The sequence below is a fragment of the Amorphus suaedae genome (genome assembly GCF_053629675.1).
Genome location: NZ_JBRJIT010000003.1, coordinates 237,060 through 261,422 on the forward strand (window position 1 = coordinate 237,060; position 24,363 = coordinate 261,422).

Genomic DNA, 24,363 nt, shown 5'->3' on the forward strand with positions numbered 1-24,363 from the left:
GCGCTTGGTTTGGGGGCAAACCTCTTCCCCCGACTGTCAGCTTTATCCGCGGAGTGTCAAGCGGGGGGGCCCGCGAGGGCAACGGCTCAGTAGCGGCCGTTCGCCTGCATCAGCCGGTCGGCCCGATCCTGGGCGTCGGCGAGGGCGGCCGCGACACTTTTCTCCCGGCGCAGCATGAGATGGATCTCCTCACCGAGGATGCCCGTGATCTCGGCAAACTCCGGGACCGGCGGCCGGGGCCAAAGCTGCAGGCTGCCGTCGCGGGCGATGTCGTCCACCGCCTCGATGATCGGCGACAGGTCGCGCACGTCGGGATCGGCGGAGACGGAGTAGCGCGGGCACACCCGCGAGCCGTTGGTGATGTAGAGCTTGCACGCCTCGGCGGAGGTGAGCAGCCGCACCGCCTTCTCGGTCGCCAGCCGCCGGTCGGGCGCGATGTTGGCCGGGATGCCGAGGACATAGCCGCCGACGGGTGCGACCCGCGCCGCCCCGGGGCCGGCGGGATGCGGCAGGAAGCCGGTGCGGCCGTAGACAGGCGAGGTCGGGTCGAGCTCGAAATAGGGCGCCAGCAGCGAGTAGCCGTAGGCCATCGCGACGCGCCCTTCCGAGTAGGCCTTCACGCGCTCGAACCACGACATGGTCAGCACCTCGGGGGCCGACACGTCGAGGAGGCGCATCAGGAAGTCGGCCGCCGCGCGACCGCCCTCGCTGTCGATGCGTGGACGCAGGCGCTCGCCCTCCAGGTCGCCGGTGTCGAAGTGGGCGCCGCGGCGGCGAAGGTTCACCACCGGCTGGCCGAAGTCGGCCATGGTGAACATGAAGGTGTGGCCGAGCGGCGTGCCCTTGGCGCCGTTCCAGGCGATGCCGCGCAGGTTGCGCTCCGGCCGGTGCAGCCGCTTGGCGGCGGCCAGCAGATCGTCGGTCGTCTCCGGCGGCGCAAGCCCCGCCTCCTCCAGGAGATCGGTGCGGTAGAACAGCAGCTCGGGCGTCGTCTGGATCGGCACCCCGTACTGGCGTCCCCGGTAGAAGCAGCCCTGCCAGCCGGCGGCGTGGAAGTCGGACGCGTCGACGTGATCGCGAGCGACGAAGTCGTCGATGGGTGCCAGCACACCCTTTTCGCCGAACTCGCCGATCCACGGGAGGTCGGCGGCGATGATGTCGTAGGCCGATGCCGGACGCGACGCGTTCTCCAGCGCTTCCAGCCGCAGCCGGTCGATGGACAGCGCGCGGTTGCGGATCGACACGCCGAGCAGCTGCTCGAACTGCCGCTTCAGCGTGTCCATGGTCATGAAGGTGGGGTCGGCGTGGACGAGGATGCGCAGCGGCGCGGTGATGTTGAGGGGCGTCGTGCGCGCCGCCGGCATCGGGATGATGCGCGCCTTCAGATAGGAGCCGCCGAAATAGTAGTCGGCGCCGCGGCCCTTGTCGGAGAGGCCGAGCGCCTTGCCGACCAAGAGCTTCACCCGGTGGGCATAATCGATCCACGCCTCGATGAGGGTCGCGCTCGGATGGAGCGAGAAGCTCTTGCCCGACGCCGATCGCGCCCGCTGGTCGATGAGGCCGGAGCCGATCATGTCCTGGATGCGCCGCATGGCGGTGGCGTAGGGAATGCCCGACGCGATCGCCAGCGACGAGATCGTCGTCAGCTTGCCGTCGATGTGGTTGCGCATGAGAAAAAGCGTCATGCGCAGATAGGGATCGGCGGTGAACAGGGGCAGCACGTGCTCGCCCTCGCTCTCGACCTCCTCCAGGAAATCGATGAAGCGCAGCATCTCCTCAGGCGTGAAGCGGATGGCCGCCGTGGGATCGCTGCCGGTCGCCCCCCGCTGGCGCACCTTGGGGGGAGCCGGCCCGAACCCTTCGCCCGATCGACGCGTGGGTGCGTTCATGATCGTTGCCGGGCAGCCCACAGGACGCCGCGGCGCATGATTTCCGTCACCTGCGGTACCTCCAGATCGGCCACCTCATGGCCGATGGAACAGTAGAACACGCGGCCCTTGTCCCAGCGCCGGGTCCAGACCACCGGGATGGTCGCGCCCTCGATCCACCAGAGATGCTCGCCGGAAAAGGTGGTGGTGGCGAGCACATCGTTGGAGGGATCGACCAGCATATAATACTGTTCCGAGCGCAGCCGGAAACTGTCGATACCCTGCATGATCGGGTGACCGGGGTTGGTGACGGTGACGTCGTAGTCGACGAAATCGTCCGACGGTACCGGATTGTCCGGCCAGCCGGGCGGATGGGCCACGAACTGGCCGCCGATCAGGAAGTGGTAGGTGGGCCGGTCGCGGAAGGCGTCCCCCATGTGGCCGTGCCAGCCGGCGATGCCGCATCCGCCGGCGATCGCGGCGAGCAGGCCGTCCTCCTCGTCCTTCGTCATGGTGCCGAACTCGGGCCGGTGAGCCGAGCGCGCCGACGACCAGATCGGCACGATCAGATCGACATCGCGCATGGCGTCCCGGTCGGCGAGCGGCGCCAGCGTGTCGTGGCTTTCGACCTCGAACCCGTTGGCCGACAGGAGTCCCTCCGCCCAGGCGCGGAACGCCTCGGGCTTGTGGCCTTCCCAGCCACCGCAGAAAAGTGCTGCCTTCATGGTGCGCCTCGATCGCTTGGTGAGGGGAACGCGGGCGCCGCCGGTCACATGCCGGAGATCGCCTGGACCAGGGCGTCCTCGGTGACGCTCGCGGCATCGAACTCCGCCGCGAGCCGGCCGTGGTAGAGCGCCAGGATCCGGTCGGACACGCCCAGCACCTCCGGCATCTCCGACGAGATGACCAGCACGGCGATGCCGCTTGCCGCGAGTCGCCGGATCAGCGCGTGGATCTCGGATTTCGAGCCGACGTCGATGCCTCGCGTCGGCTCGTCGACGATGAGGATGCGCGGCTTCGTGGAAAGCCACTTGCCGAGCACCACCTTCTGCTGGTTGCCGCCGGACAGGTTGACGACGGGGGTGCGCCAGCTCGGCGACTTCAGCGCCAGCCGGTCCGCGTAGTCGTCGTAGATCGCCTGCTCGGCGGTCCGATCGAGCCAGCCGGTACGCGAGACACCCTCCAGCTGGGCGAGGGACATGTTGTCCCGGCAGTTCATGTTGAGAACCAGGCCCTGCTCCTTGCGGCTTTCGGGCGCCAGCGCGATGCCGTGGCGGATCGCCTCCGGCGGCGAGGTGATCTCGACCACCTCGCCGTCGATGCGGATCTCGCCGGCATCGGGCGTGCGGAGGCCGAAGATGGTCTCCGCGATCTCGGTGCGCCCGGCGCCGATGAGGCCGTACATGCCCACCACTTCGCCCGCGTGCAGACGGAAGGAGATGTCCCGGAAGAGAGCGCCGCAGGACAGCCCCTTCACCTCCAGGGCCACCGCGCCGGTGGTGCCGGACGCCGCCACCGGACGGCGTTCCAGCGAGCGGCCGATCATCAGCCGGGTGACTTCGTCCTCGCTGGTCTCGGCCGTGACGAGCGTGCCACGCACCGCACCGTCGCGCAGCACGGTGATGCGGTCGGAGAGCGTGAAGATCTCGTCCATGCGATGGGAGATGTAGACGATCCCCACCCGCTCCTGCTTCAGCCGTTCGATGATGTCGAACAGCACGACCTTCTCCGCATCGGTGAGCGACGCGGTCGGCTCGTCGAAGACCACAACCTTGGGCGTGAACACCAGCGCACGGGCGATCTCGACCATCTGGCGGTTGGCGATGGAGAGGTCGTCGACCTTGTCGGAGGCGGCGAAGCGGCAGCCGAGCTGATCGAGGATCCGCCCCGCCTTGTCGAACAGCGTCCGCCAGTCGACCATCCCGAGCAGGGTGGTCGGCAGCGAGCCGAGGAAGATGTTCTCGGCAACCGTCATCTCCGGAACCAGCGAAAGCTCCTGGTGGATCAGAACGATGCCGCGCTTCTTCGCCTCCAGCGGATTGTCGACCTTCACCACCTCGCCTTCCAGATGGACCTGGCCGCGATCGGCCTGGTGGTTGCCGGCGAGCACCTTCATCAGGGTCGACTTGCCTGCCCCGTTCTCGCCCAGCAGCGCGTGGACCTCGCCGTGGCGAACCTCGAAGGACACTTCGTCGAGGGCCTTCACGCCGGGGAAGGTCTTGGTCACCCCGTCGAGTACGAGGAGCGGCGCCTTTGCCTTGAGGTCAGCGAGTTCGGCTTCGGTGTGATGGGCAACAGGGGTCACAGCTTCAGCTCCTCCGCCTCGCGGCTGCTCACCCGCTGGTCGACGAACAGGACGGCGATCAGGATCACGCCCATGACGACGAGCACGTAGAAGGCGGGCACCTGCATGAGGTTCATGCCGTTGCGCAGCACGCCGATGGTCAGCACCCCGCCGAGGGTGCCGAGGATCGATCCGGCGCCACCGGCGAGCTTGGTGCCGCCGAGCACCACGGCGGTGATCGTCCAGAGCTCGTAGTTGACGCCGAGATTGGGGGTGGAAGCGCCCATCTGGGTGGACAGCGTGATGCCGGCCAGCGCCGCGAAAAAGCCGATGAGCATGAAGTTCGCGACCATGTGCCAGCCGACGCGGATGCCGGCGTTCTCGGCCGCCTCCCGGTTGCCGCCGACCGCGTAGGCGTTCCGGCCGTGGGTGGTCGACGTCATCATCCAGTGCATCAGCACGGTGAAGGCGAGGAACACGATCGCCAGCGTCGGCAGGCCGACGAACGACGACATCCCGAAGTCGGCGTAGGCGAAGTTCATGGAAAAGAACGACTGCTCCTTGGTGTAGAGGAACACCAGTCCACGGACGCCGATCATCGCGCCGAGGGTGACAATGAAGGCGTCGACGCCCGTCTTCCAGACGATCATGCCGTTGACGAAACCAAGCGCGATGCCGGCGCCGAGCCCCACCATCACCGCCGGCAGGATGCCGAGCTGATCCTGCAGGCCGACCGACAGGCTGGCCGCCAGCGCCACGACTGCGCCGACCGACAGGTCGATGTTGCCGTTGATCATCACCACGGTCATGCCGAGCGCGATCAGCCCGATGGTCGACGTCTGGATCAGGATGTTGGTGAAGTTGGTCAGCGCCAGGAAGTTGTCGGCGAAGACCGAGAAGAAGATCAGGCAGGCGCCGAGGATGAGCCAGATCGGCGGCACCACCATCAGCCTGGCCAGACCGCTGCGCACGGGTGTCATGATCGCCCCTCCTCAGCTCGTGGTCGTCAGCAGCCGGCCGCGCTTGGACGCGACGTCCAGCCAGACAGCAAGGATGATGACGACCCAGGTGACCAGCCACTGGGCGTAATAGGGGTAGCCCATCAGCAGAAGTCCGTTCTGGATGAAACCCAGGATCAGGACGCCGATGACGGTCTTCGGGATCGAGCCGGACCCGCCGAGCAGCGAGGTTCCGCCGAGGATGACGCCCGCCAGCACGAGCAGTTCGTAGCCCTGGCCGACGTTGTTCTGGCTGCCCATCACGCGGCTGCCGAGGATGAGCGCCGCGCAGCCGGTGGTCGCGGCCGAGATCAGGTAGGTGGAGAACACCACCCAGCCGCGGCGGACCCCGGAGAAGGCGGCGGCCGTTGGGTTGCCGCCGACCGCGAAGACGCGGCGGCCGAACGTCGTGCGCGTGAGCACGATGTGACAGACGACGGCGAGCACCAGGAAGATCCAGGTGGGCACCGCGATGCCCAGCAGGAAGTCGCGGCCGAAGAAGGCGAACCAGGTGCTTTCCTGCTCGACGACGTCGACGTTCTGGCCGCCCGAATAGATCAACGTTGCGCCCTGGATGGCCGACAGCATGCCGAGCGTGACGATGAGTGAATTGAGCCGCGCGAAGCCGACGAGGATTCCGTTCACCGCGCCGACGGCGAGCGCCGCCGCGAACATCACCAGGATCGCCGGCCCGGGTCCGATCTTGTCGTGGAGGTCGACGACGAGGACGGTCGTGAACGACAGCAGCGATCCCACGGAGAGGTCGAGATTGCCGCCGATCACGACGATCGTCACGCCCAGCGCCATGGTCCCGATGATCGACACCTGGCGGAAGACGGTGGAGATGTTGTCGAGGCTCGCGAAGCGGTCGCTGGAGAGCGAGAACGCGATCAGAAACAGGATGAAGGCGATCAGGATCCCCTGCGTCTGCAGGATCCGCCGCACGCCCTCCCCGGTCAGAAAAGGCCGCCGTTCGGCCGGATTCCCGGCCCCGGCATCGACTTTCGCCATTGTCGTTCCTCCCGCCTCCCTGCCGGTCTGGCGCCGGTCTTTCGGAGGTCGCGGCCGGCACCATCGCCGACCATTGTCGCCCGGTTCAAACCGAAGCCTTCGTGGGCTGGCGCCGAATTCACGGTCCCAGCCACCCGTTCCTGGCGTGGTTCCAGCCGGCTGCCGGAGTCCGGCGCGGCTGGAGGCTGTCCCGAGCAATTCCCGTTCGGATTGCTCGGGGCATCGACACCGGATCCCGCGTCTTGCCGATCGGGCGTGTCCACCGCATCGGAAGACGCTCTAGACCAGGATCATGCCACCATCGATCATCATGCACTGGCCCGTCATGTAGTCGGAATCGGCGGACGCCAGGAAGGTCGCCGTTCCGACGATGTCGTCGGGCGTTGCCGGCCGGCCCATCAGGATGCCGGAGGAAAACTCCTCCATCGCCTGACCGGGCTTTTCCGAGGCCCCGATCTCCATCAGATCCTGGTCGAGCTGGCGCCACAGCTCAGTGTTGACCACCCCCGGCGCGAAGCCGTTGACGGTGATCTTGTGCTTCGCCAGGTCACGGGCCGCGGACTGGGTCAGCGACAGCACCGCGAACTTCGAGGCGCAATAGGGCGCGACGTTGTCGAAGCCCTGGCGGCTGGCGATGGAGCAGGTGTTGACGATCTTGCCGCCGTTGCCCTGCGCGATCATCTGCCGGGCCGCCTCCTGGCTGCCGATCAGCACGCCGAGGCCGTTGATCCGCATGATGAAATCCCAGTTCTCCTCTGTCACGTCGAGGAAGTTCATGGGCTTGTTCACGCCGGCGTTGTTGAACTTGACGTCGAGCGAGCCGAACATGCCGACGACCTCGTCGATCATCGCCTTCACCTGGTCGCGGCGGGTGACGTCGACCCGCACACCGATCGCCTTTCCGGCGGTGCCGGCGATGCGGTCGGCCGCGCCGTTCGCGACATCGGCCACGTCCGGGCTCAGGTCGCCGTAGCAGACATTGGCGCCTTCCTTGAGGAGCGCGTCGGCGATCGCCATGCCGATACCTCGACCCGCGCCCGTCACGATGACGTTCCTGCCCTCCATGCGTCCCATGGGTTCGTTCCTCGCTGATGCCGCATCACGCGCCGGGGGCACGGCAGCGGACACACGTCTCCGCTGCCGCCCGAGGCGGTCTGATGGTGAGTTGGGAAAAGGGAGCTTCGGCCGCCGGTCAGAAGACCGGCTTGTCGAAGTCCTTCATGTTGTCCTGGGTGATCTTCGGCGTGTCGAAGTAGTTGAGCTTCGGCACCTCTTCCCCGGCCGCCACGGCCTTGGCGGTGGCCAGCGCGTTCTTCGCGTCGTCGACCGGTGACTGGTAGACCGAGCCGTAGTACTCGCCGCGTTCCATCGCCTCGTAGCCCACCGCGAAGTTGGTGGCGCCGATGAAGATCATGCCGTCGGCCCGTCCGGCCGCCTTTGCCGCGTTGAGCGCGCCGACGCCCATGTTGTCGTCGCCGGAATAGACGCCGTCGATCTTGTCGTACTTGGTGAGGAAGTTCTCCATCACCCGCTGGGACTTCTCGCGGTTCCAGTCGCCCGGCTGGGTTTCCAGGATCTTGACGCCCGGGCAGCTCTTGGCAAGCTCGTCCTCGAAGCCCTTCTGGCGTTCGATGGCCGTGGTGTAGCCCGGCTGACCCGAGATCTGCACGACCTCGCCCTTCCCGTCGAGGGCATCGCACATCATCTGCGCGGAATACTGGCCCTGGATGATGTTGTTGGGGCCGGAGAAGGCAGCGATGAATTCCTGGCCGGCATCGGCGATCTGACTGTTGGTCACGACCACCGGGATGCCCTTCTGCTTGGCCTGGCGCACGATCGGCACCACCGCCTGGCCGTTGGTCGGCCAGATCACGATGACGTCGACCTGCTTTTGGATCAGGTCCTGCATCTGGCCGATCTGGCGGGCGACGTCGCCACCGGCGTCGAGCACGACCGCGTCGACGTCCGGATCGGCATCGGCGGCAGCGATGAAGGCCTTCTCGTAGGTGGTCTGGTAGCTGTCGACGCCGACGTTGTTCTGGGTAATGCCGACGGTGATCTTGTCGGCCAGCGCCGGGCCGGCGAGCAACACCGACGCGGCTACGGATGCAAGGAGCACGCGCTTCATGGTTTCCTCCCGTTCGGCGCGCCTTCGAGGGCCGCGCCCTATCTTTTTTCGGAGTGCGGCGGGCCGCCTCCGGTTACCTGTCGAAGGTGTCACATGCGGCGCGGGGGCTGTGGCGCGAATCTGTCCAAAATGGATATCGGAGGATGGGTCCGCCCCGCAACGCGCGGGTTGATTGCGCACCGTCTCGGCCACGCGGGACCAGCTTGCGCGGCGGCCCGACCGACGCACGGCTCCCCAGCTGGAACTCGCACGGGCCGGCAAGATTGTAGATCTTCCAATGTAGTTGCCACCGCTCGATTAAAATTATTCTATTTCTGATCTATAACCGTTCGAAAAGATAACGGTTGAGGCGATCTGCTTTCCGTTTTATTGCTCGGCTCGAAATCGATCACAGTGTAGAACCGTTTCGTCTTGGTACCGAACCTTGCTTCGCAGGTTCGGATGATGTCCGTCGGGGGTTCAGGGCGGCATCCGCCACAGCGGCTGCCGACGGCCTCAGGGACAGCGACCGTCAGGCGCGACGGGGGGAAAACGATGCGCCAGGAATCCTCCGCCTCTACCAACAGCTACCTCGAGCGGCGGCCCGAACGGCTCGTCGTCGAAGGCTATCGACGCTGGATGGCCGGTTACGAAACCGGCTCGATCGAACCGTGGGAGCTCGCGTGGAGCTTCTACATGACCGAGCTTGGCGACGCCGACGGACGGCGCGCCGTCTCCGACCTCTCCGGCTTCGTGCGAGCGCTGCGCGGCTGCGCCGGTTGTCCGTTGCGGATGTTTCCGTACGGGGCGAAGTGGCTCTGCCGGGAAGAGTGCCTCGCCGTCGGGCTGGTGGCAGCCTGCCAGCACAACGACGTGACGCTACGCGGCTGCTGCATCTCCGGCCTCGGCGGCTGCCCCCGCAGCAACGAGATCACCGACGCGGCCGGCCGCTACGCGGCGACGCTGATGGACCTCGGCCAGGCGCTGCTTCCGATCCCGGCGGAAATGATGAAGGACATCGTCGGCCGCCCTCCCGTCGGACAATTCCACTGATCCAGACCTGCGTGCGACCTTTGAATCGACCTATGAAGGAGTTCAGAATGTTTCGAGACCTCTCCCTTGCCGTCGCCGCGTCGGTGGTGGCGTTCAGCGTGCCCGCGGCGGCCCAGTCGCCCAAGGACGTGCTGACGACCTACGCCGACATCGCCCACGCAGGCTACGAGGACTCGCTCAAAACCGCGACCGCGCTCGACGCCGCGGTCGACGCGCTGATCGCCAATCCGTCCGAGGCGACGCTGCTCGCCGCCAAGGCCGCCTGGGTCGTCGCCCGCGCGCCCTACCAGCAGACCGAGGCCTTCCGCTTCGGCAACCCGATCGTCGACGACTGGGAGGGACGGGTGAACGCCTGGCCGCTCGACGAGGGGCTGATCGACTACGTGGACGCCTCCTACGGCACCGACTCCGATTCCAACGCGCTCTACACCGTCAACGTGATCGCCAACCCGGAGATCACCATCAACGGCGAGAAGGTCGACGCCTCCGAGATCACGCCTGACCTGCTGGCGAACAAGCTGCAGGAGGCCGAGGAGGTCGAGGCGAACGTCGCCACCGGCTACCACGCCATCGAATTCCTGCTCTGGGGCCAGGACCTGAACGGCACCGGCCCGGGCGCCGGTGCCCGCCCGGCAACCGACTACGCCAGCGGCGACGCCTGCACCCACGGCAACTGCGACCGGCGCGCCCAGTATCTCAAGGCCGCCAGCACGCTGCTCGTCGCGGACCTTCAGGAAATGGTCGACAACTGGACCGCGGACGGCGCCGCCCGTACCGCGCTGATGGACGACGAGGCCGCCGGCCTGTCGACCATTCTCACCGGCATGGGGTCGCTCTCCTACGGCGAGCTGGCCGGCGAGCGCATGAAGCTCGGCCTGCTGCTGCACGATCCGGAGGAAGAGCACGACTGCTTCTCCGACAACACGGTCAACTCGCACTACTTCGACCAGATCGGCATCCGCAACGTCTACACCGGCCACTATCGGCGCATCGACGGCAGCGTCGTCGACGGTCCGTCGATCAGCGACCTGGTCGCCGCGGCCGATCCGGCGGTGAACGACGAACTGCTGGCCAAGCTCGACGCGACCGTTGCGGCCATGGCGATCATGAAGGCGCGCGGCGAGACCGTTGAGGCCTACGATCAGATGATCGGCGAAGGCAACGAGGTCGGCAACGCGGTGGTGCAGGCCGCCATCGACGGGCTGATCGACCAGACCCGCACCATCGAGCGGGCGGTGGCGACCCTGGACCTCTCGAGCGTCGAATTCGAGGGATCCGACAGCCTCGACAATCCGAACGCCGTCTTTCAGTGATTGACGGACGCTTTCGTCCGACGGAATAGAGGGGCGGGCTCAGGCCCGCCTCTTGCCTTTTCGGGCACATAGCGGGCTCCGCCGGCCGACCGCCGCGCCCCCCGCCCGAACGACACCTGCCGGGAGCGGCGCGCGCATGCGGGAACGCAAGGTCCCGGCCGCCGATCCCGCATCGAGTACATGACCGCTTCCATGGTCCATTCGGCGCATACAACCGGCCCGCGCGCTCGGCACATTCTGCCGCTCGCCACCGGTCTCCTGATCGCCACATCGGCGGTCCTCGCCGCCTCTGCCGGCCCCGACACGCCACCCTCCACCGCCGACACCATTCCGACCACCCGCACCGACCTGACGCCGACCGATCGCGGCCGCGTCGAGGCCGTGACGCGGCCGACCACAGACTTCACGAAGCCGGAGCGTTTCGAGCGCATGTCGGGGGGTGCCGCCACCTCCACCGCCAGCGTCGGCATCAACTCCTTTTCCGATTTCTCCGCCAACCTGTCGTTCGAGGGCGAGCGCGACTTCAAGCTGGGCAACGGCCTCTTCAAGAAGCTCTGGGTGCCCGCCCCGTCGTCGACGCAGGCCTCCGACGGGCTCGGCCCGCTCTACAACGCGCGCTCCTGCCAGCGCTGCCACCTGAAGGACGGCCGCGGGCATCCGCCGTCCAGCGCCGACGATGCCGCCACGTCCATGTTCCTGCGCCTGTCGGTGCCGCCGAAGACCGACGTCGACCGGGAAGCGCTGGCCTCCAGGGCCCTGCTGTCTATCCCCGAGCCCACCTACGGCGGCCAGCTCCAGGATTTCGCGGCGCCGGGCATCCCCATCGAGGGACACATGCGGATCGACTACACGGATGTCCCCGTGGAGCTTGCCGGCGGCGAGACGGTCGTCCTCCGCGCGCCGAGCTATTCGGTGACCGACCTCGGCTACGGCCCGATGGATCCCGACGTGCTGCTGTCGCCGCGCGTCGCCCCGCCGATGATCGGGCTGGGCCTGCTGGAGGCCATTCACCCGGCCGATATCCTCGCCCACGCCGATCCCGACGACGCGGACGGCGACGGCATTTCCGGCAAGCCGAGCCTGGTGCGGGATCCTGAGACGGGCGAGATGACCCTCGGCCGCTTCGGCTGGAAGGCCTCGATGCCGGACGTGCGCACCCAGTCGGCCAACGCGTTCTCGGGCGACATCGGCATCTCGACGCCCGAGGTCCCCGACCCTTACGGGGACTGCACCGAGAACCAGACCGCCTGCAAGACGTTGCCGACCGGCGTGCAGTCGCGGCTCGGCGCGACCGAGGCCCCCGATCCGGTGATGGATCTGGTGGCGTTCTACTCGCGCAACCTCGCCGTCCCCGCCCGCCGCGACATCGACGACCCCCGGGTGCTGGCGGGCAAGAAGCTGTTCTACGAGGCAGGCTGCGCGTCCTGCCACGTGCCCAAGTACGTCACGCGGCGCGACGCGGACCAGGCGGAGCTGCGCTTCCAGCTGATCTGGCCATACACCGACATGCTGCTGCACGACATGGGCGACGGCCTCGCCGACGGTCGCCCCGTCGGCGAGGCTAACGGCCGCGAATGGCGGACGGCTCCCCTCTGGGGAATCGGCTTGACCGAGGCCGTGAGCGGGCACAGCCTCTTCCTCCACGACGGCCGGGCCCGCAACCTCACCGAGGCGATCCTCTGGCACGGCGGCGAGGCGAAGGCCTCACGGGACGCCTTCGCCGCCCTGGCGCCCCACGAGCGGGCGGACCTCATCGCCTTCCTGAAATCGCTGTGATGGTGCAAACCATGCTGACCTCCATGCTCCGCGCTCTACCCATCGCCCTGCTGCTGGCCGCCACCCAGGCCGTGTCTCCCGGCATGGCCCAGGAGACGGGCGCGCCCATCGCCTTCAAGCCGGCGGTCGACCGGATCATTTCCCGCGTCATCGTGCCGTCCTACGACCGGCTCGTCGATGCGGCGCGCACCGAACAGGCGGCCATTTCCGGCCTTTGCGACGCCCCCGGCGACGATACGCTGAAGGCCGCGCGCGACGGCTTCGCCGATCTGGTGTTGGCGTTCTCCGCGGTGGAGCCCTACCGTTTCGGGCCGGCCCGGGACGACAACCGGTTCGAGCGGAACTTCTTCTGGCCCGACCGCCGCGGTATCGGTATGCGCCAGGTTCAGAGCCTGCTGGCCGAAGAAGATCCGACCGCCCTCGACGTCGACACGCTGCGCGCCAAGAGCGTCGCAGTCCAGGGCCTCATCGCCCTCGACTACGTGATCGCCGACGACGACGCGGCCGAGCTTGCGGTTGCCCCCGCCGGCTATCGGTGCCGCTATGCGGAGGCGATCGCCGGCGCGGTCCTGAAGACCGCCGAGGAAATCCGCAGCGGCTGGACCGCGCCCGACGGGTACGGCGCGCTGATGAGGACCGCCGGTCCCGATAATCCGGTCTTCCGCAGCCACGGCGAAGTCGTGCAGGAATTCCTGGAGGCCAGCCGCGAGCAGCTTCAGGTCGTGCGCGACATGAAGATCGTTGCGGTGATCGGCGAAACGCCCGCCGCCGCCAAGCCGAAGCTTGCGCCGTTCTGGCGCTCCGGGCTGGTGTTGCCGTCGCTCGAGGCGAACCTCCAGGCGGTCGAGACGCTTCAGGACGAGGGCGGTCTCGCCAACCTGCTGCCCGCCGACGCCGCCTTCAATGCCGGCTCGTTGCGCTTCCAGCTTGCCGAGGCGGGCGGGGTCTTCGAGGAACTCAGCAAGAGCGGTCGCCCGTGGGCGGAGATCGTCAAGGATCCGGCCACCCACGAGCGCCTGACCTACGCGACGATCCCGATCACCGGCGCCCTGGAAATCCTGGCGACCCGTTACCCGGCCGCCCTCGGACTGATCCTGGGCTTCAACGCCCTCGACGGCGACTAGACGGCACCGGTCGACGCCGCCGCTGCGGACACCTGCCGCGCGCTTCTGTCTCGAACCACGATGACGACCCGACAAGGGCCGCCGGACCCCCACCAACCGGACCGGGAGCCTCCCCGATGGACTTCAACCGCCGCACCGTTCTCGCCGGCATCGCCGCGCTCGGCTTCACGCCGCTCTGCCGCTTCGCCCATGCCGACGGGATCCCCGCCTTCGTGGCCTGCCGCCGCGAAACCGACGGGCGCTACACGGCGTGCGTCTTTGACCCCGATGGCCGCGTGCTGTTCTCCGAGCCGCTGGAACGGCGCGGACACGACGCGACGATCTCGCCGGACCGCTCGACCGCGGTCATCTTCGCCCGCCGGCCGGACCGGTTCGCGATGGTCCTCGATCTGGTCAACCGCAAGCGGGTGCTGGTGTTCACGCCGCCCGAGGACCGTCACTTCTACGGCCACGGATTCTTTTCCGCCGACGGGCGTACGCTCTTTGCCACCGAGAACGACTTCGACGGCGAACGCGGGGTTCTCGGCCTCTACGACGCCACCGACGGTTATCGGCGCATCGGCGAGTTCGATGCCGGTGGCATCGGCCCGCACCAGGCGCTGCTGATGTCGGACGGGCGGACCATCGCCATCGCCAACGGCGGACTTGCCACCCATCCGGACTTTCCCCGCATGAAGCTCAACCTCGCGACCATGGAGCCATGTCTGGCCTACGTGGACGCGCAGACCGGGGACCTGCTCGACAGGGCGGTGCTGCCCGAGAGCTACCACCAGATGTCGATCCGCCACCTCACCGAGGCCGGCGACGGCTCGGTCTGGTTCGGCGGACAGTACGAGGGGCCGCTGACCGACCAGGTGGAACTGGTCGGCAGCCACGCCCGCGGCCAGGACGTGGCGCTCGTCTCCGCCGACGCCGGCGTCTACCGCGCGATGAACCATTATATCGGCGCGATGGCGACCAGCCTCGACGGCCGGCGCGTGGCATCGACAAGCCCCCGCGGTGGCTCGATGACGGTCTTCGACAGCGTCACCCGACAGGTGATCGAACAGCGCGTCGTCCCCGACACGTGCGGGCTCACAGCGTACGGCGCCGGCTTCGTCTACTCCGACGGCAGGGGCAACCTGTGGCAGGACGGTGCCCTCGTGCGCGAGGACCGCGGCATCGCCTGGGACAACCACATCGCCACGGTGGAGCTTTAAGGGCGGGAGACAGGGCCCGCGACCGCGATCAGGCGCGATCAGGCTCCAGCCGACGCTTCTGCATCCGCGCCGTCTGAACGGTGGACCAGACGAACGCCACCCCGAAAAGGAGCGCCAGCAGGAGCACGATGGTGGGGGCCGGGGCGCTGTCGATGAAGAAGCTCAGGTAGACGCCGACGAACGAGGCGCCGACGGCGAGCGCCACGGCGAGCGCCATCATCCGTCCGAAGCTGCGAGTCAGCAGGAAGGCGATGGCGCCCGGCGAAATCAGCATGGCGATGGCCAGGATAATGCCGACCGCCTTGAGCGCGCCGACGATGGTGAGCGACAGGATCGCCAGCAGGCCGTAGTGCAGCACCCGCACCGGCAGGCCGACGGCCCGTGCCTGGGCGGGATCGAAGGCGTGCAGCAGCAGGTCGCGCCATTTCGCCACGATCAGCCCGCCGCAGATGAGCGCGATGATGCCGGTCTCCAGGATGTCGCCCCAGCCGATGCCAAGCATGTCGCCGAACAGGATGTGGTCGAGATGCACGTCCGACTGGATCTTGGTGTAGAGCACGATCCCGAGCCCGAACATGCCGGAGAACACGACGCCCATCACCGTATCCTGCTTGATGCGGCTGTTCTCCTTCAGGAATCCCGTGGCAAGCGCACAGATCATCCCGGCAGCGAACGCACCGACGCCGAGCGGGATTTTGACCATGTAGGCGATCACCACACCGGGCAGCACCGCATGGGAGACGGCGTCGCCCATCAGCGACCAGCCCTTGAGCACCAGGAAGCACGACAGCAGCGCCGCCGGGACCGCCACCAGCACCGAGATGATCAGCGCGTTGCGCATGAACTCGAACTGGAAGGGCAGCAGCAGGCTTTCCATGCTCATGCGGCCTCCTTCAAGGCGTCCGCCGCGCGCCGGCGCGCGGCCAGCATGCCGTGCTTCGGCGCGAACACGAAGGCGGTTAGGAACACGAGCGTCTGCAGCACGACGATGATGCCGCCGGTGGCGCCGTCGACGAAATAGCTCACATAGGCGCCGATGAAACTGGTCAGCGTGCCGATGGCGACGGCGATGACCAGCAGGCGCGGGAAGCGGTCGGTGAGGAGGTAGCCGGTGGCGCCGGGCGTGACCACCATCGCGATGACCAGGAACGCGCCGACGGTCTGCAGGGCGGCGACGGTGGAGGCCGACAGCAGCGTGAAGAACAGGAGCTTCAGGAAGGTGGGCCTGAGGCCGATGGACCGCGCGTGGTTCTCGTCGAAGAAGGTCACCATCAGGTCCTTCCACTTGAGCAGCAGGATCGCCAGGGACACGAAGCCGATGAGCGCAAGCTGAAGGGTGTCGGACGGCGTGATGGCGAGGATGTTGCCGAGCACGATGGTCTGGATGTTCACCGACGTGGGCGACAGGGACACCATGAACAGGCCGAGGCCGAAAAAGGACGTGAAGATCAGCCCGATGATGGCGTCCTCCTTCAACTTGGTCCGCTGGTTGAGGAACAGCATGGCGCCGGCGGCCAAGCCGCCGGCGAAGAAGGCGCCGATGGAGAAGGGAAGGCCGAGCATGTAGGCGCCGGCCACGCCCGGCACGATCGAATGGGAGAGCGCATCGCCGATCAGCGACCAGCCCTTCAGCATCAGGTAGGCGGAGAGGAAGGCGCACACCCCACCGACCAGCGCCGACACCCACATGGCGTTGATCATGTAGCCGTAGCCGAAAGGCTGGAGCAGCAGATCCATCACGACCGCAGGCCGCCTTCCGGCGCGACGGGGTCGACCTCGTCGCCATAGACAACGAAGGGGCGCTCGTCGTCGGTGATGACGCCGACGGCGCGCGGCTGGCCGATCTCGGTCTCGCCGAGCACGAAGTGGCGCAGCACGCCGCCGAACGCCTTTTCCAGATTGTCCTGGGTGAAGATTTCCGCCGTCGGGCCGTAGGCCAGCACGGTGTTCTTGACCAGCACCGTGCGGTCGCAGAATTCCGGCACCGAGCCGAGATTGTGGGTGGAGACCAGCATCACCCGGCCCTCGTCGCGCAACCCGGCGAGCAGGCGGATGATCGCCTCCTCGGTCTTCACGTCGACGCCGGTGAAAGGCTCATCGAGGAGGATCACGCGGCTGTCCTGGGCGAGCGCGCGGGCGAGGAAGACGCGCTTGCGCTGGCCGCCCGACAGCTCGCCGATCTGGCGCTTGCGGAAATCCGACATGCTGACGCGCGCCAGCGCCGACGTCACCGCCGCGCGGTCGTCGGCGGACGGAATGCGCAGCATGTTCATGCGGCCGTAGCGGCCCATCATCACCACGTCCTCGACGAGGACGGGAAAGTTCCAGTCGACCTCCTCGGCCTGGGGCACATAGGCGATGAGGTTCTGGCGGAGCGCCTTGCGCACGCTCTGGCCGAGGACGGTGATCTCGCCCTTCGAGGCCCGCACGAAGCCCATGATCGCCTTGAAGAGGGTCGACTTGCCGGACCCGTTGACGCCCACCAGCGCGGTAATCGTGCCGGTGGGGATCGCGAAGCTCGCGTCGCGCAGTGCCGTGTGGCCGTTGCGGTAGGTCACCGTGACATGGGAGACGGAGATCCCGGAGCCTTCGCGCTCCGATGCGGAACCGGTCGTGTCGGGGCTCAGCGTGTCAAGCATGTGGCGATCGTGCCCGCTGTTACCTTCAGAAGATCGATATAGGTCGGCACCGGCCCGTCAGCATCGCTCAGCGAATCCACGTAGAGCACGCCGCCATACTCCGCGCCCGTCTCGCGAGCGACCTGCTCGGCCGGCTTGGCCGAGATGGTGCTTTCGGAGAAGACGCAGCCGATGTCGTTGGCGCGCACCGCGTCGATCACCTTGCGCACCTGCTGGGGCGTGCCTTGCTGGTCGGCGTTGATCGGCCAGAGGAACAGCTCCTTGAGACCGAAGTCGCGGGCGAGATAGGAGAACGCGCCCTCGCTCGTCACCAGCCAGCGCCGGTCCTCCGGGATCGCGGCGAGTTCGTCGCGGATCGGCTCGATGGCGGCCCGGATCTCACCCTTGTAGGCCTCCGCGTTCGCCGCGTAGGCCGCCGCGTTGTCGGGATCGTGGGCGACGAAGGCATCGCGGATGTTGTCGACATAGCGCAGCGCGCCGTCGAGCGACATCCAGGCGTGGGGGTTGGGTTTGCCCTGGTAGGGTCCGTCGCCGATGCTCATCGGCTCGATGCCGTCGGAGACGGTCGCGCTCGGCACGTCGCGCAGGTTCTGGAAGAACTTCTCGAACCAGCGCTCCAGGTTGAGCCCGTTCCACAGGATCAGGTCGGCATCCTGAGCCTTCAGGATGTCGCCCGGGGTTGGCTGGTAGTTGTGGATCTCGGCGCCGGGCTTGGTGATGGACTCCACGGTCGCGGCGTCGCCGGCGACGTTGCGGGCCATGTCGGCGATCACCGTGAAGGTCGTCACCACCTTCATCTGATCCGCAGCCGTCGCGGGCCCCGCCTGCAGCACCATGCCGAGCAGCCCGCAAAACAACGCGAGCCTCCGCAAAGGGCGAGCAACGGTGCGCGCTCCCCCGATCACACGGCCGTCGTCCGCCTCCCGTGGTGGCTGCATAGCGCTTTCCAATGCCGAACCGTGTCCCATTGTCCACAGATCTAGCGCCCGCACCTGAACTTTGCAACTGCGAATTATTTGCAAGAAAGAGTGGGCGGCGCCGAGGCATCGCTCTCAGCTGCCGCGCAGCGAGGCGCGGACCGATCCACGCGGGCCACCGGAAGCCGGGCCGGAACGCGCCCCGCGCTTGCCAACGCGAGAGCCGATGACTAGGATCGCTATATACAATTGGATATAGCGTATCGCGCCATGGAGGGACTGATGAGGCGACACGGGGCGGGGCTTCGACTGGCGGCGGCGATCGCCTTCTCGGTCATGGGCGCGGCCACGGGCCGGGCCGCCGACGTGCACGTCGCGGTGGCGGCGAACTTCACCGCCGCGGCCAAGGACATCGCCGCGAAGTTCGAGGCCGCAACCGGCGACACGGCCATCCTGTCCTTCGGCTCCACCGGCCAGCTCTACACCCAGATCGCCCAGGGGGCCCCGTTCGACGTCTTCCTCGCCGCGGACCAGACGCGCCCAGAGAAGGCCGTCGCGGAAGGCCTGGCCGTAGCCGACAGCCGCTTCACCTACGCGACCGGCAAGATCGTGCTCTACTCGGCGGATCAGGCGCTGGTGACCGGCGAGGAGACGCTCAAGCGCGGCGCGTTCCAGAAAATCGCGATCGCCAATCCCGGGACCGCGCCCTACGGCGCTGCCGCCGTCCAGGCGATGGAACGCCTCGGCGTCTACGAGGCGCTGAGGGCAAAGCTGGTGCAGGGCACCAACATCGCCCAGACCTATCAGTTCGTCGCGTCGGGCAGCGCGGAGGTGGGCTTCGTCGCCCTCTCCCAGATCGCCGATGTGACGGGCGGCTCGCGCTGGCCCGTGCCCCAGGGGCTCTACGACACGATTTCCCAGGACGCGGTGCTGCTGACGCCGGCCGCCGACGACCCCACCGCAATGCGCTTCGTGGCGTTCCTGAAGGGACCCGAGGCGCGTGCGGTGATCGAGCATTACGGATACGGTTTCATCGACTGACCCCGCAAACGGACCGGCCACGACCGACATGCTCGACCCCGCGATCTGGTCGCCCCTCCGGCTCACCCTCGAGCTGGCGACGATCACCACGGTCTTCCTCCTGATCGTGGGAATGCCGATCGCGTGGTGGCTCGTCCGCTCGCGCGCCCGCTGGAAGGAGGCGGTTGCGGCCGTGGTGGCCGTTCCGCTGGTGCTGCCACCGACGGTCCTCGGATTCTATCTACTGCTGTTTCTCGGCCCGAACGGTCCCGGCGGCGCCATCGGAGGCCTGTTCGGACTGCGCTCGCTGGCCTTCACCTTCGAAGGGCTGGTGATCGGCTCGGTGATCTATTCGCTTCCCTTCGTGGTGCAGCCGATCCGCAACGCCTTCGCCGCGGCCGGCGACCGCCCGCTGGAGGTCGCGGCAACGCTTCGGGCGAGCCCGTGGGACGCGTTCTGGACGGTCGCGCTGCCGCTGGCACGGCCGGGCCTTCTGACCGGGGCCGTCCTCGGCTTCGCCCACACCGTCGGGGAATTCGGCGTGGTGCTGATGATCGGCGGCAACATACCCGGCGAGACGAAAGTGCTTTCGGTCGCGATCTACGACTATGTCGAGACGCTACAATGGCGGGAAGCCCATCTCCTGTCCGGCGGTCTCGTGGTCTTCGCGTTCCTGGTCATCCTCTCCATGATGCTGATCGAGAAGCGCCTCGGCGGCGGCGCCCGCCCATGAGCGCACCGGACCGCCTCGAGGTCGCCGTCTCCGACCGGCTGGGACGTTTCGCGCTCGAGGCGACCTTTTCCGTCCCCCTGCAGGGCGTGACCGCGCTCTTCGGACCGTCGGGCTCCGGCAAGACGACGATCCTGCGGGCGATCGCCGGCCTCGCCCGGGTCCGCGGCCGGATCGCCGTCGGCGCGGACTGCTGGCAGGACGCCGGCCACTTCGTGAAGCCGCACAAGCGCCCGGTCGGCTATGTCTTCCAGGAGGCGAGCCTGTTTCCGCACCTGAGCGTTCTTGGGAACCTCCGGTTCGCGTCGAAGCGCGCCGGCACCGGGCATGACGGAGACTTCGACACCATCGTGGACATGCTCGGCCTCCGCACGCATCTCGACCGCGCACCGGCGGCGCTATCGGGAGGCGAACGGCAACGCGTCGCCGTCGGCCGGGCGCTGCTCTCCGGCCCACGCCTCTTGCTGATGGACGAACCGCTGTCGGCCCTGGATCGCGCCACCAAGCAGGACATCCTGCCCTACCTGGAGCGGCTGGCCTCCGATCACGGCGTTCCCATCGTCTACGTCACCCACGACGTCTCCGAGGTGGCACGCCTCGCCGACCGCATCGTGGTGCTGTCCAACGGCTCGGTCGCCGCGAGCGGATCGGTGGAAGAGGTCTTCGAGAACTTCGACCTGCACCTTGAGCAGGAGCGCGCCGAGGCCGGCGTCGTGCTCGCCGCGCGCGTCGTGGCCACCGATGAAGCCTACAAGATGACCCGCCTGGACCTGGCGGGGCAGACACTGTCGATCCCGTTTTCCGGACTGTCCGACGGCCGGGAAGTGCGCCTGCGCATCCGCGCCCGCGATGTGTCAGTGTCCCTGACCCGGCCCGAAGGCATCAGCGTGCGCAATGTGCTGGCGGCAACGGTCCTGCGGATCGTCGAGGATCCGGAGACCGCGTTCGCGGAGGTCCAGCTCGCGGTCGGAGCCGCACGCCTGCGCGCGCAGCTGACACGGGAGGCGGTCGCCGACCTGCAACTACAGGGCGGAATGGAGGTTTTCGCGCTGGTGAAGTCGGTCTCCTTCGACCAGCGAACGTTTGCGCAGACCGTTTCGAGCGACTAGCACTAGGGGAGCGGCGGTCCGCCCTCCGCGCCAGTCAGACCGGTCTTCTCCAAAGAGTTCGCGAACCGTGATCCGTCCCAGCCGTTCAGAGCCCGCCTCCGAAGCTTCCGCCCCGCCGCGGGGAATGCGCTGATGGCGCGCGGTGCCGCCCCCGACCGGCTGATCGTCGGGATCAGCGGCGCCTCCGGCGCCATCTACGGCGTCCGCATGCTGGAGGCACTCCGGCAATCGGGCGTCGAGAGCCACCTGGTGATCTCGCGAGCGGCGGCGCTGACGATCGCCTACGAGCTCGACATCACCGTCCAGGAGGTTCGCGAACTCGCCGACGTCGTCTATCCGATCCAGGACATCGGCGCGGCGATCTCCAGCGGTTCCTTCAAGACGAGGGGAATGGTCGTTGCCCCGTGCTCGGCCCGAAGCCTGGCCGACATCGCCTACGGCTCCACCGACGCGCTGCTGACCCGCGCGGCCGACGTCGTGTTGAAGGAGCGCCGGCGGCTCGTCCTCCTGATGCGGGAGACGCCGCTTCATCTCGGCCACATCCGCGCGATGGCCCAGGCGACCGAGATGGGCGCCATCGTGATGCCTCCCGTGCCCGCCTTCTACGCGAAGCCGACGTCGATCGCCGATATCGTCAACCACACGATCGGCCGGGTGCTCGACCTCTTCGACATCGAGACGGACCTGGTGCGCCGCTGGCGCGAGAGCGAGCAGGAGGCCATGCCGTTGCAGGCCCCCGCGGACCGCTCCGACCGGGCTGGCGACTGAGCGCCATCCCGGCCGGCCCGGATCTTATCTTGCGAGCGCCAGGGCGGGTGCCGATGCCAGCGACCTCGGCCTGAACAGGCAGCGATAGCCGCCTTCCAGCTCGAACGTGTCGGTGAGCCCGATCACGCTTTCCGCGCCGCCGAGCACGAGGAAGGAATCCGAGTGCATGACCTTGGCAAGCCGCTGGAGGACGTCGATCTTCCGCTCGTTGTCGAAGTAGATCAGCACGTTGCGGCAAAAGACGATGTCGAACGGCCCCATGCCGGAGAACGGATCGAGAAGGTTCATCTTCCGGAATGTCACCGCACGGCGGATCTTCTCGGACACCTGCCAGTCGTCGCCGACCTTCGAGAAATAGCGCACGAGGTAGTGGACCGGCAGGCCGCGCTGCACCTCGAACTGGCTGTAGATTCCCTTGCGGGCCCGGTCGAGGATGTCGCTGGAGATGTCCGTACCGACGATCTCGAAGCGGCGGCCCGCTACGAGCGAGGCATTCTCCTGCAACAGCATCGCCAGCGAATAAGGCTCCTGGCCCGAGGAGGCCGCCGCGCACCAGATCCGGATCGGCTGGTGCGGGGACCGCTTGGAGAGCAGGTGCGGAAGCATCCGCTCCGTAAACGCCTCGAACGGATGCTTGTCCCGGAAGAAAAGCGACTCGTTGGTGGTCATGGCATCGACCACCCTTTCCCCCGCCGCATCATTGCCGGGACGCCGCAACAGTTGCGCCAGCTCGCTCAGCGATCCGCAGCCAAGGCTGCGCGCCACCGGCATCAGCCGGCTTTCGAGCAGGTAATGCTTCTCGGCTGAGAGGGCGAGGCCCGACTTGGACTTCAGGAAGCGCTGCAGGAATTCATAGTCGGAAGTGCTGATCATATGCGTCCTCCTGACAGCATTCGGGCGACCTTCCGGCCGACTTCTTCGAGGGGCAGCACGTCGCATGCGGCACCGGCCGCGACGGTGGCGCCCGGCATTCCCCACACGACGCTGGAAGCTTCGTCCTGGGCGATGATGCTGCCGCCGGCATCGGCGATCGCCACCGCCCCTTTGGCGCCATCCGCTCCCATGCCCGTGAGCACGACCCCAAGCAGCCCCGCGCCGAACACCTCGGCCGCGGAGAAGAAGAGCGTGTCGACGGCCGGCCTGCAGAAGTTGACCGGCGGATCGTCGGTGATCCTGGTCACCACACGCCCGCCGGACTTCGCCACGACCATGTGGTGGCCACCGGGCGCCACGTAGATGTGGCCGGGCTCCAGCGGTTCGCCGTGCTGTCCCTCCTTCGCCGGACGTCCGGAGGCCCGGGCCATGTGCTCGGCGAGGATCACCGTGAAGGTCGGTGGCATGTGCTGCGTGATCAGCACCGGCACGTTCGCCATCATCGGCCCGATCGCCGTCAGCACCTTGTTGAGGGCCTGGGGGCCACCCGTCGAACTGCCGATGACCAGGGCCGGGATGGCGGCGCGCGAATAGGTGCGCAGCTTCGTCGCCGGCACCGGCTTGGCAGCCGCCGGCGCCGCGGCACCGACGGTCGCGGTGGAGGTCGCCGATGCAGCTGCCGGTTCGGCGGCACGGTGCCGGATCCGGCCCCGCAGGCCGAGCTGCTTCACCTTGGTGATGATGTCGTGCCGGAAGTCGTCCGCACTCTTCATCCCGGCAAGCGCATCGGGTTTGGCGATGTAGTCCGCGGCCCCGAGCGTGAGGGCCCGCAGGCTCACTTCCGCCCCTCGCCGGGTCAGCGTGGAGGCCACCAGCACAATGGTCCCCGGCTTCCGCTCGAGGATGAGCGGCAGTGCCGTGAGCCCATCCATCTCCGGCATCTCGATGTCGAGGATCACCACGTCGGGCTGGGCACGGACGATGTCGTCCGCGGCCCGGCGGCCATTGACATGGCTCGCGACCACCGAGAGCTCCGGGACTTCGGAGATCCATTTGCTGAGGACCGACCGGATGACCGTTGAATCATCAACGATCATCACGCGGACCGGCGCAGCACCCGGCGCAGGCGGTTTGGATAGTGTGGAAGCTTCGAGGGGCATCTTCGGGGATCCGTCGCGTACGGGATGAATTCAGATACTGTCGATCAGACCAACTTCGAATAGCTTCTCTTTGACGATGTCGTAATCGAACGGCTTCATGATGTATTCATTCGCCCCGTAGTCGATCGCCTCCGCAATATTCGATATATCGCTTTCGGAGGTGCAGAATATAACCTTCGGGGTTTGGCCGTCCGGGCGCCCACGCAGCGCCTTCAGAAAGGACAGCCCATCGGTCAGTGGCATGTTCCAGTCGAGCAGGATGGCATCGGGCATCGACCGATCGCAGAGCTCGAGAGCCACTTGGCCGTTCTCCGCCTCCGACACGTCGAAGGAGAGGTCTTCGAGAATGCACCGGACGATCCGACGCACCGTCCGGGAATCGTCGACCACGAGACAGGTCTTGATCATCGCAAC

General features: G+C 67.5%; 23 protein-coding genes. 9 read left to right on the forward strand and 14 right to left on the reverse strand.

Annotation, left to right across the window (positions count from 1 at the left end):
* Positions 1-86: 86 nt before the first annotated feature.
* The 7 genes from AB7M35_RS22535 to AB7M35_RS22565 form a co-directional block, all read right to left on the reverse strand.
* Positions 87-1,889, reverse strand: coding sequence for an extracellular solute-binding protein (locus tag AB7M35_RS22535; protein ID WP_453962824.1), 1,803 nt, complete (start codon positions 1,887-1,889; stop codon positions 87-89).
* Positions 1,886-2,593, reverse strand: coding sequence for a ThuA domain-containing protein (locus AB7M35_RS22540; RefSeq protein ID WP_453962825.1), 708 nt, complete (start codon positions 2,591-2,593; stop codon positions 1,886-1,888). The genes AB7M35_RS22535 and AB7M35_RS22540 overlap by 4 nt, the downstream gene beginning before the upstream one ends.
* Before the next feature lie 44 nt (positions 2,594-2,637).
* Positions 2,638-4,173: a sugar ABC transporter ATP-binding protein gene (locus AB7M35_RS22545; protein WP_453962827.1), complete on the reverse strand. Its 1,536-nt coding sequence runs from the start codon at positions 4,171-4,173 to the stop codon at positions 2,638-2,640.
* On the reverse strand, positions 4,170-5,132 hold the full coding sequence (locus tag AB7M35_RS22550) for an ABC transporter permease (protein WP_453962828.1): 963 nt from the start codon (positions 5,130-5,132) through the stop codon (positions 4,170-4,172). Before AB7M35_RS22550 ends, AB7M35_RS22545 begins: the two co-directional genes overlap by 4 nt.
* Before the next feature lie 12 nt (positions 5,133-5,144).
* Complete coding sequence (locus AB7M35_RS22555; RefSeq protein ID WP_453962829.1) at positions 5,145-6,161, reverse strand: ABC transporter permease; 1,017 nt, start codon at positions 6,159-6,161, stop codon at positions 5,145-5,147.
* A gap of 279 nt (positions 6,162-6,440) precedes the next feature.
* Positions 6,441-7,235 carry an SDR family oxidoreductase gene (locus AB7M35_RS22560; protein ID WP_453962830.1) on the reverse strand — a complete coding sequence of 265 codons (795 nt, stop codon included), beginning with the start codon at positions 7,233-7,235 and terminating at the stop codon, positions 6,441-6,443.
* 118 nt (positions 7,236-7,353) lie between these two features.
* Entirely contained in the window at positions 7,354-8,289 is a 936-nt protein-coding gene (locus tag AB7M35_RS22565; protein WP_453962831.1) for a sugar ABC transporter substrate-binding protein, read from the reverse strand.
* Positions 8,290-8,823: 534 nt separating this feature from the next.
* On the opposite strand from AB7M35_RS22565, the gene AB7M35_RS22570 reads away from it, so the two are divergent.
* The 5 genes from AB7M35_RS22570 to AB7M35_RS22590 all read left to right on the forward strand — a co-directional run bounded on the left by AB7M35_RS22570 (position 8,824) and on the right by AB7M35_RS22590 (position 14,733).
* Positions 8,824-9,321 carry a hypothetical protein gene (locus AB7M35_RS22570; RefSeq protein WP_453962832.1) on the forward strand — a complete coding sequence of 166 codons (498 nt, stop codon included), beginning with the start codon at positions 8,824-8,826 and terminating at the stop codon, positions 9,319-9,321.
* Between the two features lie 32 nt (positions 9,322-9,353).
* A complete protein-coding gene (locus tag AB7M35_RS22575; protein WP_453962833.1) occupies positions 9,354-10,634 on the forward strand; it encodes an imelysin family protein in 1,281 nt (426 codons plus the stop codon).
* Positions 10,635-10,814: 180 nt separating this feature from the next.
* Complete coding sequence (locus AB7M35_RS22580; protein WP_453962834.1) at positions 10,815-12,410, forward strand: di-heme oxidoreductase family protein; 1,596 nt, start codon at positions 10,815-10,817, stop codon at positions 12,408-12,410.
* On the forward strand, positions 12,410-13,534 hold the full coding sequence (locus tag AB7M35_RS22585; RefSeq protein WP_453962835.1) for an imelysin family protein: 1,125 nt from the start codon (positions 12,410-12,412) through the stop codon (positions 13,532-13,534). Before AB7M35_RS22580 ends, AB7M35_RS22585 begins: the two co-directional genes overlap by 1 nt.
* A 116-nt stretch (positions 13,535-13,650) precedes the next feature.
* Positions 13,651-14,733 carry a DUF1513 domain-containing protein gene (locus tag AB7M35_RS22590; RefSeq protein WP_453962836.1) on the forward strand — a complete coding sequence of 361 codons (1,083 nt, stop codon included), beginning with the start codon at positions 13,651-13,653 and terminating at the stop codon, positions 14,731-14,733.
* Positions 14,734-14,761: 28 nt separating this feature from the next.
* Here AB7M35_RS22590 and AB7M35_RS22595 read toward each other — a convergent pair whose 3' ends face one another.
* Genes AB7M35_RS22595 through AB7M35_RS22610 form a run of 4 tightly spaced genes read right to left on the reverse strand, consistent with a single transcriptional unit; the run spans position 14,762 to position 18,208 of the window.
* Entirely contained in the window at positions 14,762-15,616 is an 855-nt protein-coding gene (locus AB7M35_RS22595; protein WP_453962837.1) for a metal ABC transporter permease, read from the reverse strand.
* Positions 15,613-16,470 carry a metal ABC transporter permease gene (locus AB7M35_RS22600; RefSeq protein ID WP_453962838.1) on the reverse strand — a complete coding sequence of 286 codons (858 nt, stop codon included), beginning with the start codon at positions 16,468-16,470 and terminating at the stop codon, positions 15,613-15,615. Before AB7M35_RS22600 ends, AB7M35_RS22595 begins: the two co-directional genes overlap by 4 nt.
* Positions 16,470-17,372, reverse strand: coding sequence for a manganese/iron ABC transporter ATP-binding protein (locus AB7M35_RS22605; RefSeq protein WP_453962840.1), 903 nt, complete (start codon positions 17,370-17,372; stop codon positions 16,470-16,472). The genes AB7M35_RS22600 and AB7M35_RS22605 overlap by 1 nt, the downstream gene beginning before the upstream one ends.
* Positions 17,357-18,208 (reverse strand): metal ABC transporter substrate-binding protein, encoded by an 852-nt coding sequence (locus tag AB7M35_RS22610; protein WP_453962970.1) that lies wholly within the window; start codon positions 18,206-18,208, stop codon positions 17,357-17,359. The genes AB7M35_RS22605 and AB7M35_RS22610 overlap by 16 nt, the downstream gene beginning before the upstream one ends.
* Before the next feature lie 363 nt (positions 18,209-18,571).
* On the opposite strand from AB7M35_RS22610, the gene modA reads away from it, so the two are divergent.
* The 4 genes from modA (at position 18,572) to AB7M35_RS22630 (ending at position 21,916) form a co-directional block, all read left to right on the forward strand.
* Complete coding sequence (gene modA / locus AB7M35_RS22615; RefSeq protein ID WP_453962841.1) at positions 18,572-19,330, forward strand: molybdate ABC transporter substrate-binding protein; 759 nt, start codon at positions 18,572-18,574, stop codon at positions 19,328-19,330.
* 28 nt (positions 19,331-19,358) lie between these two features.
* Complete coding sequence (modB, locus tag AB7M35_RS22620; protein WP_453962842.1) at positions 19,359-20,042, forward strand: molybdate ABC transporter permease subunit; 684 nt, start codon at positions 19,359-19,361, stop codon at positions 20,040-20,042.
* Positions 20,039-21,148: a molybdenum ABC transporter ATP-binding protein gene (gene modC, locus AB7M35_RS22625; protein WP_453962843.1), complete on the forward strand. Its 1,110-nt coding sequence runs from the start codon at positions 20,039-20,041 to the stop codon at positions 21,146-21,148. The genes modB and modC overlap by 4 nt, the downstream gene beginning before the upstream one ends.
* A gap of 132 nt (positions 21,149-21,280) precedes the next feature.
* Positions 21,281-21,916, forward strand: coding sequence for a UbiX family flavin prenyltransferase (locus AB7M35_RS22630; protein WP_453962845.1), 636 nt, complete (start codon positions 21,281-21,283; stop codon positions 21,914-21,916).
* 24 nt (positions 21,917-21,940) lie between these two features.
* Here the strand turns inward: AB7M35_RS22630 and AB7M35_RS22635 are convergent, their stop codons facing one another.
* From AB7M35_RS22635 to AB7M35_RS22645, 3 genes are read right to left on the reverse strand one after another with little or no spacing between them, the layout of a single operon-like run.
* A complete protein-coding gene (locus AB7M35_RS22635) occupies positions 21,941-22,789 on the reverse strand; it encodes a CheR family methyltransferase (protein ID WP_453962846.1) in 849 nt (282 codons plus the stop codon).
* Positions 22,786-23,949: a protein-glutamate methylesterase/protein-glutamine glutaminase gene (locus tag AB7M35_RS22640; RefSeq protein ID WP_453962847.1), complete on the reverse strand. Its 1,164-nt coding sequence runs from the start codon at positions 23,947-23,949 to the stop codon at positions 22,786-22,788. The genes AB7M35_RS22635 and AB7M35_RS22640 overlap by 4 nt, the downstream gene beginning before the upstream one ends.
* 30 nt (positions 23,950-23,979) lie before the next feature.
* A complete protein-coding gene (locus AB7M35_RS22645; RefSeq protein ID WP_453962971.1) occupies positions 23,980-24,354 on the reverse strand; it encodes a response regulator in 375 nt (124 codons plus the stop codon).
* Positions 24,355-24,363: the final 9 nt, after the last annotated feature.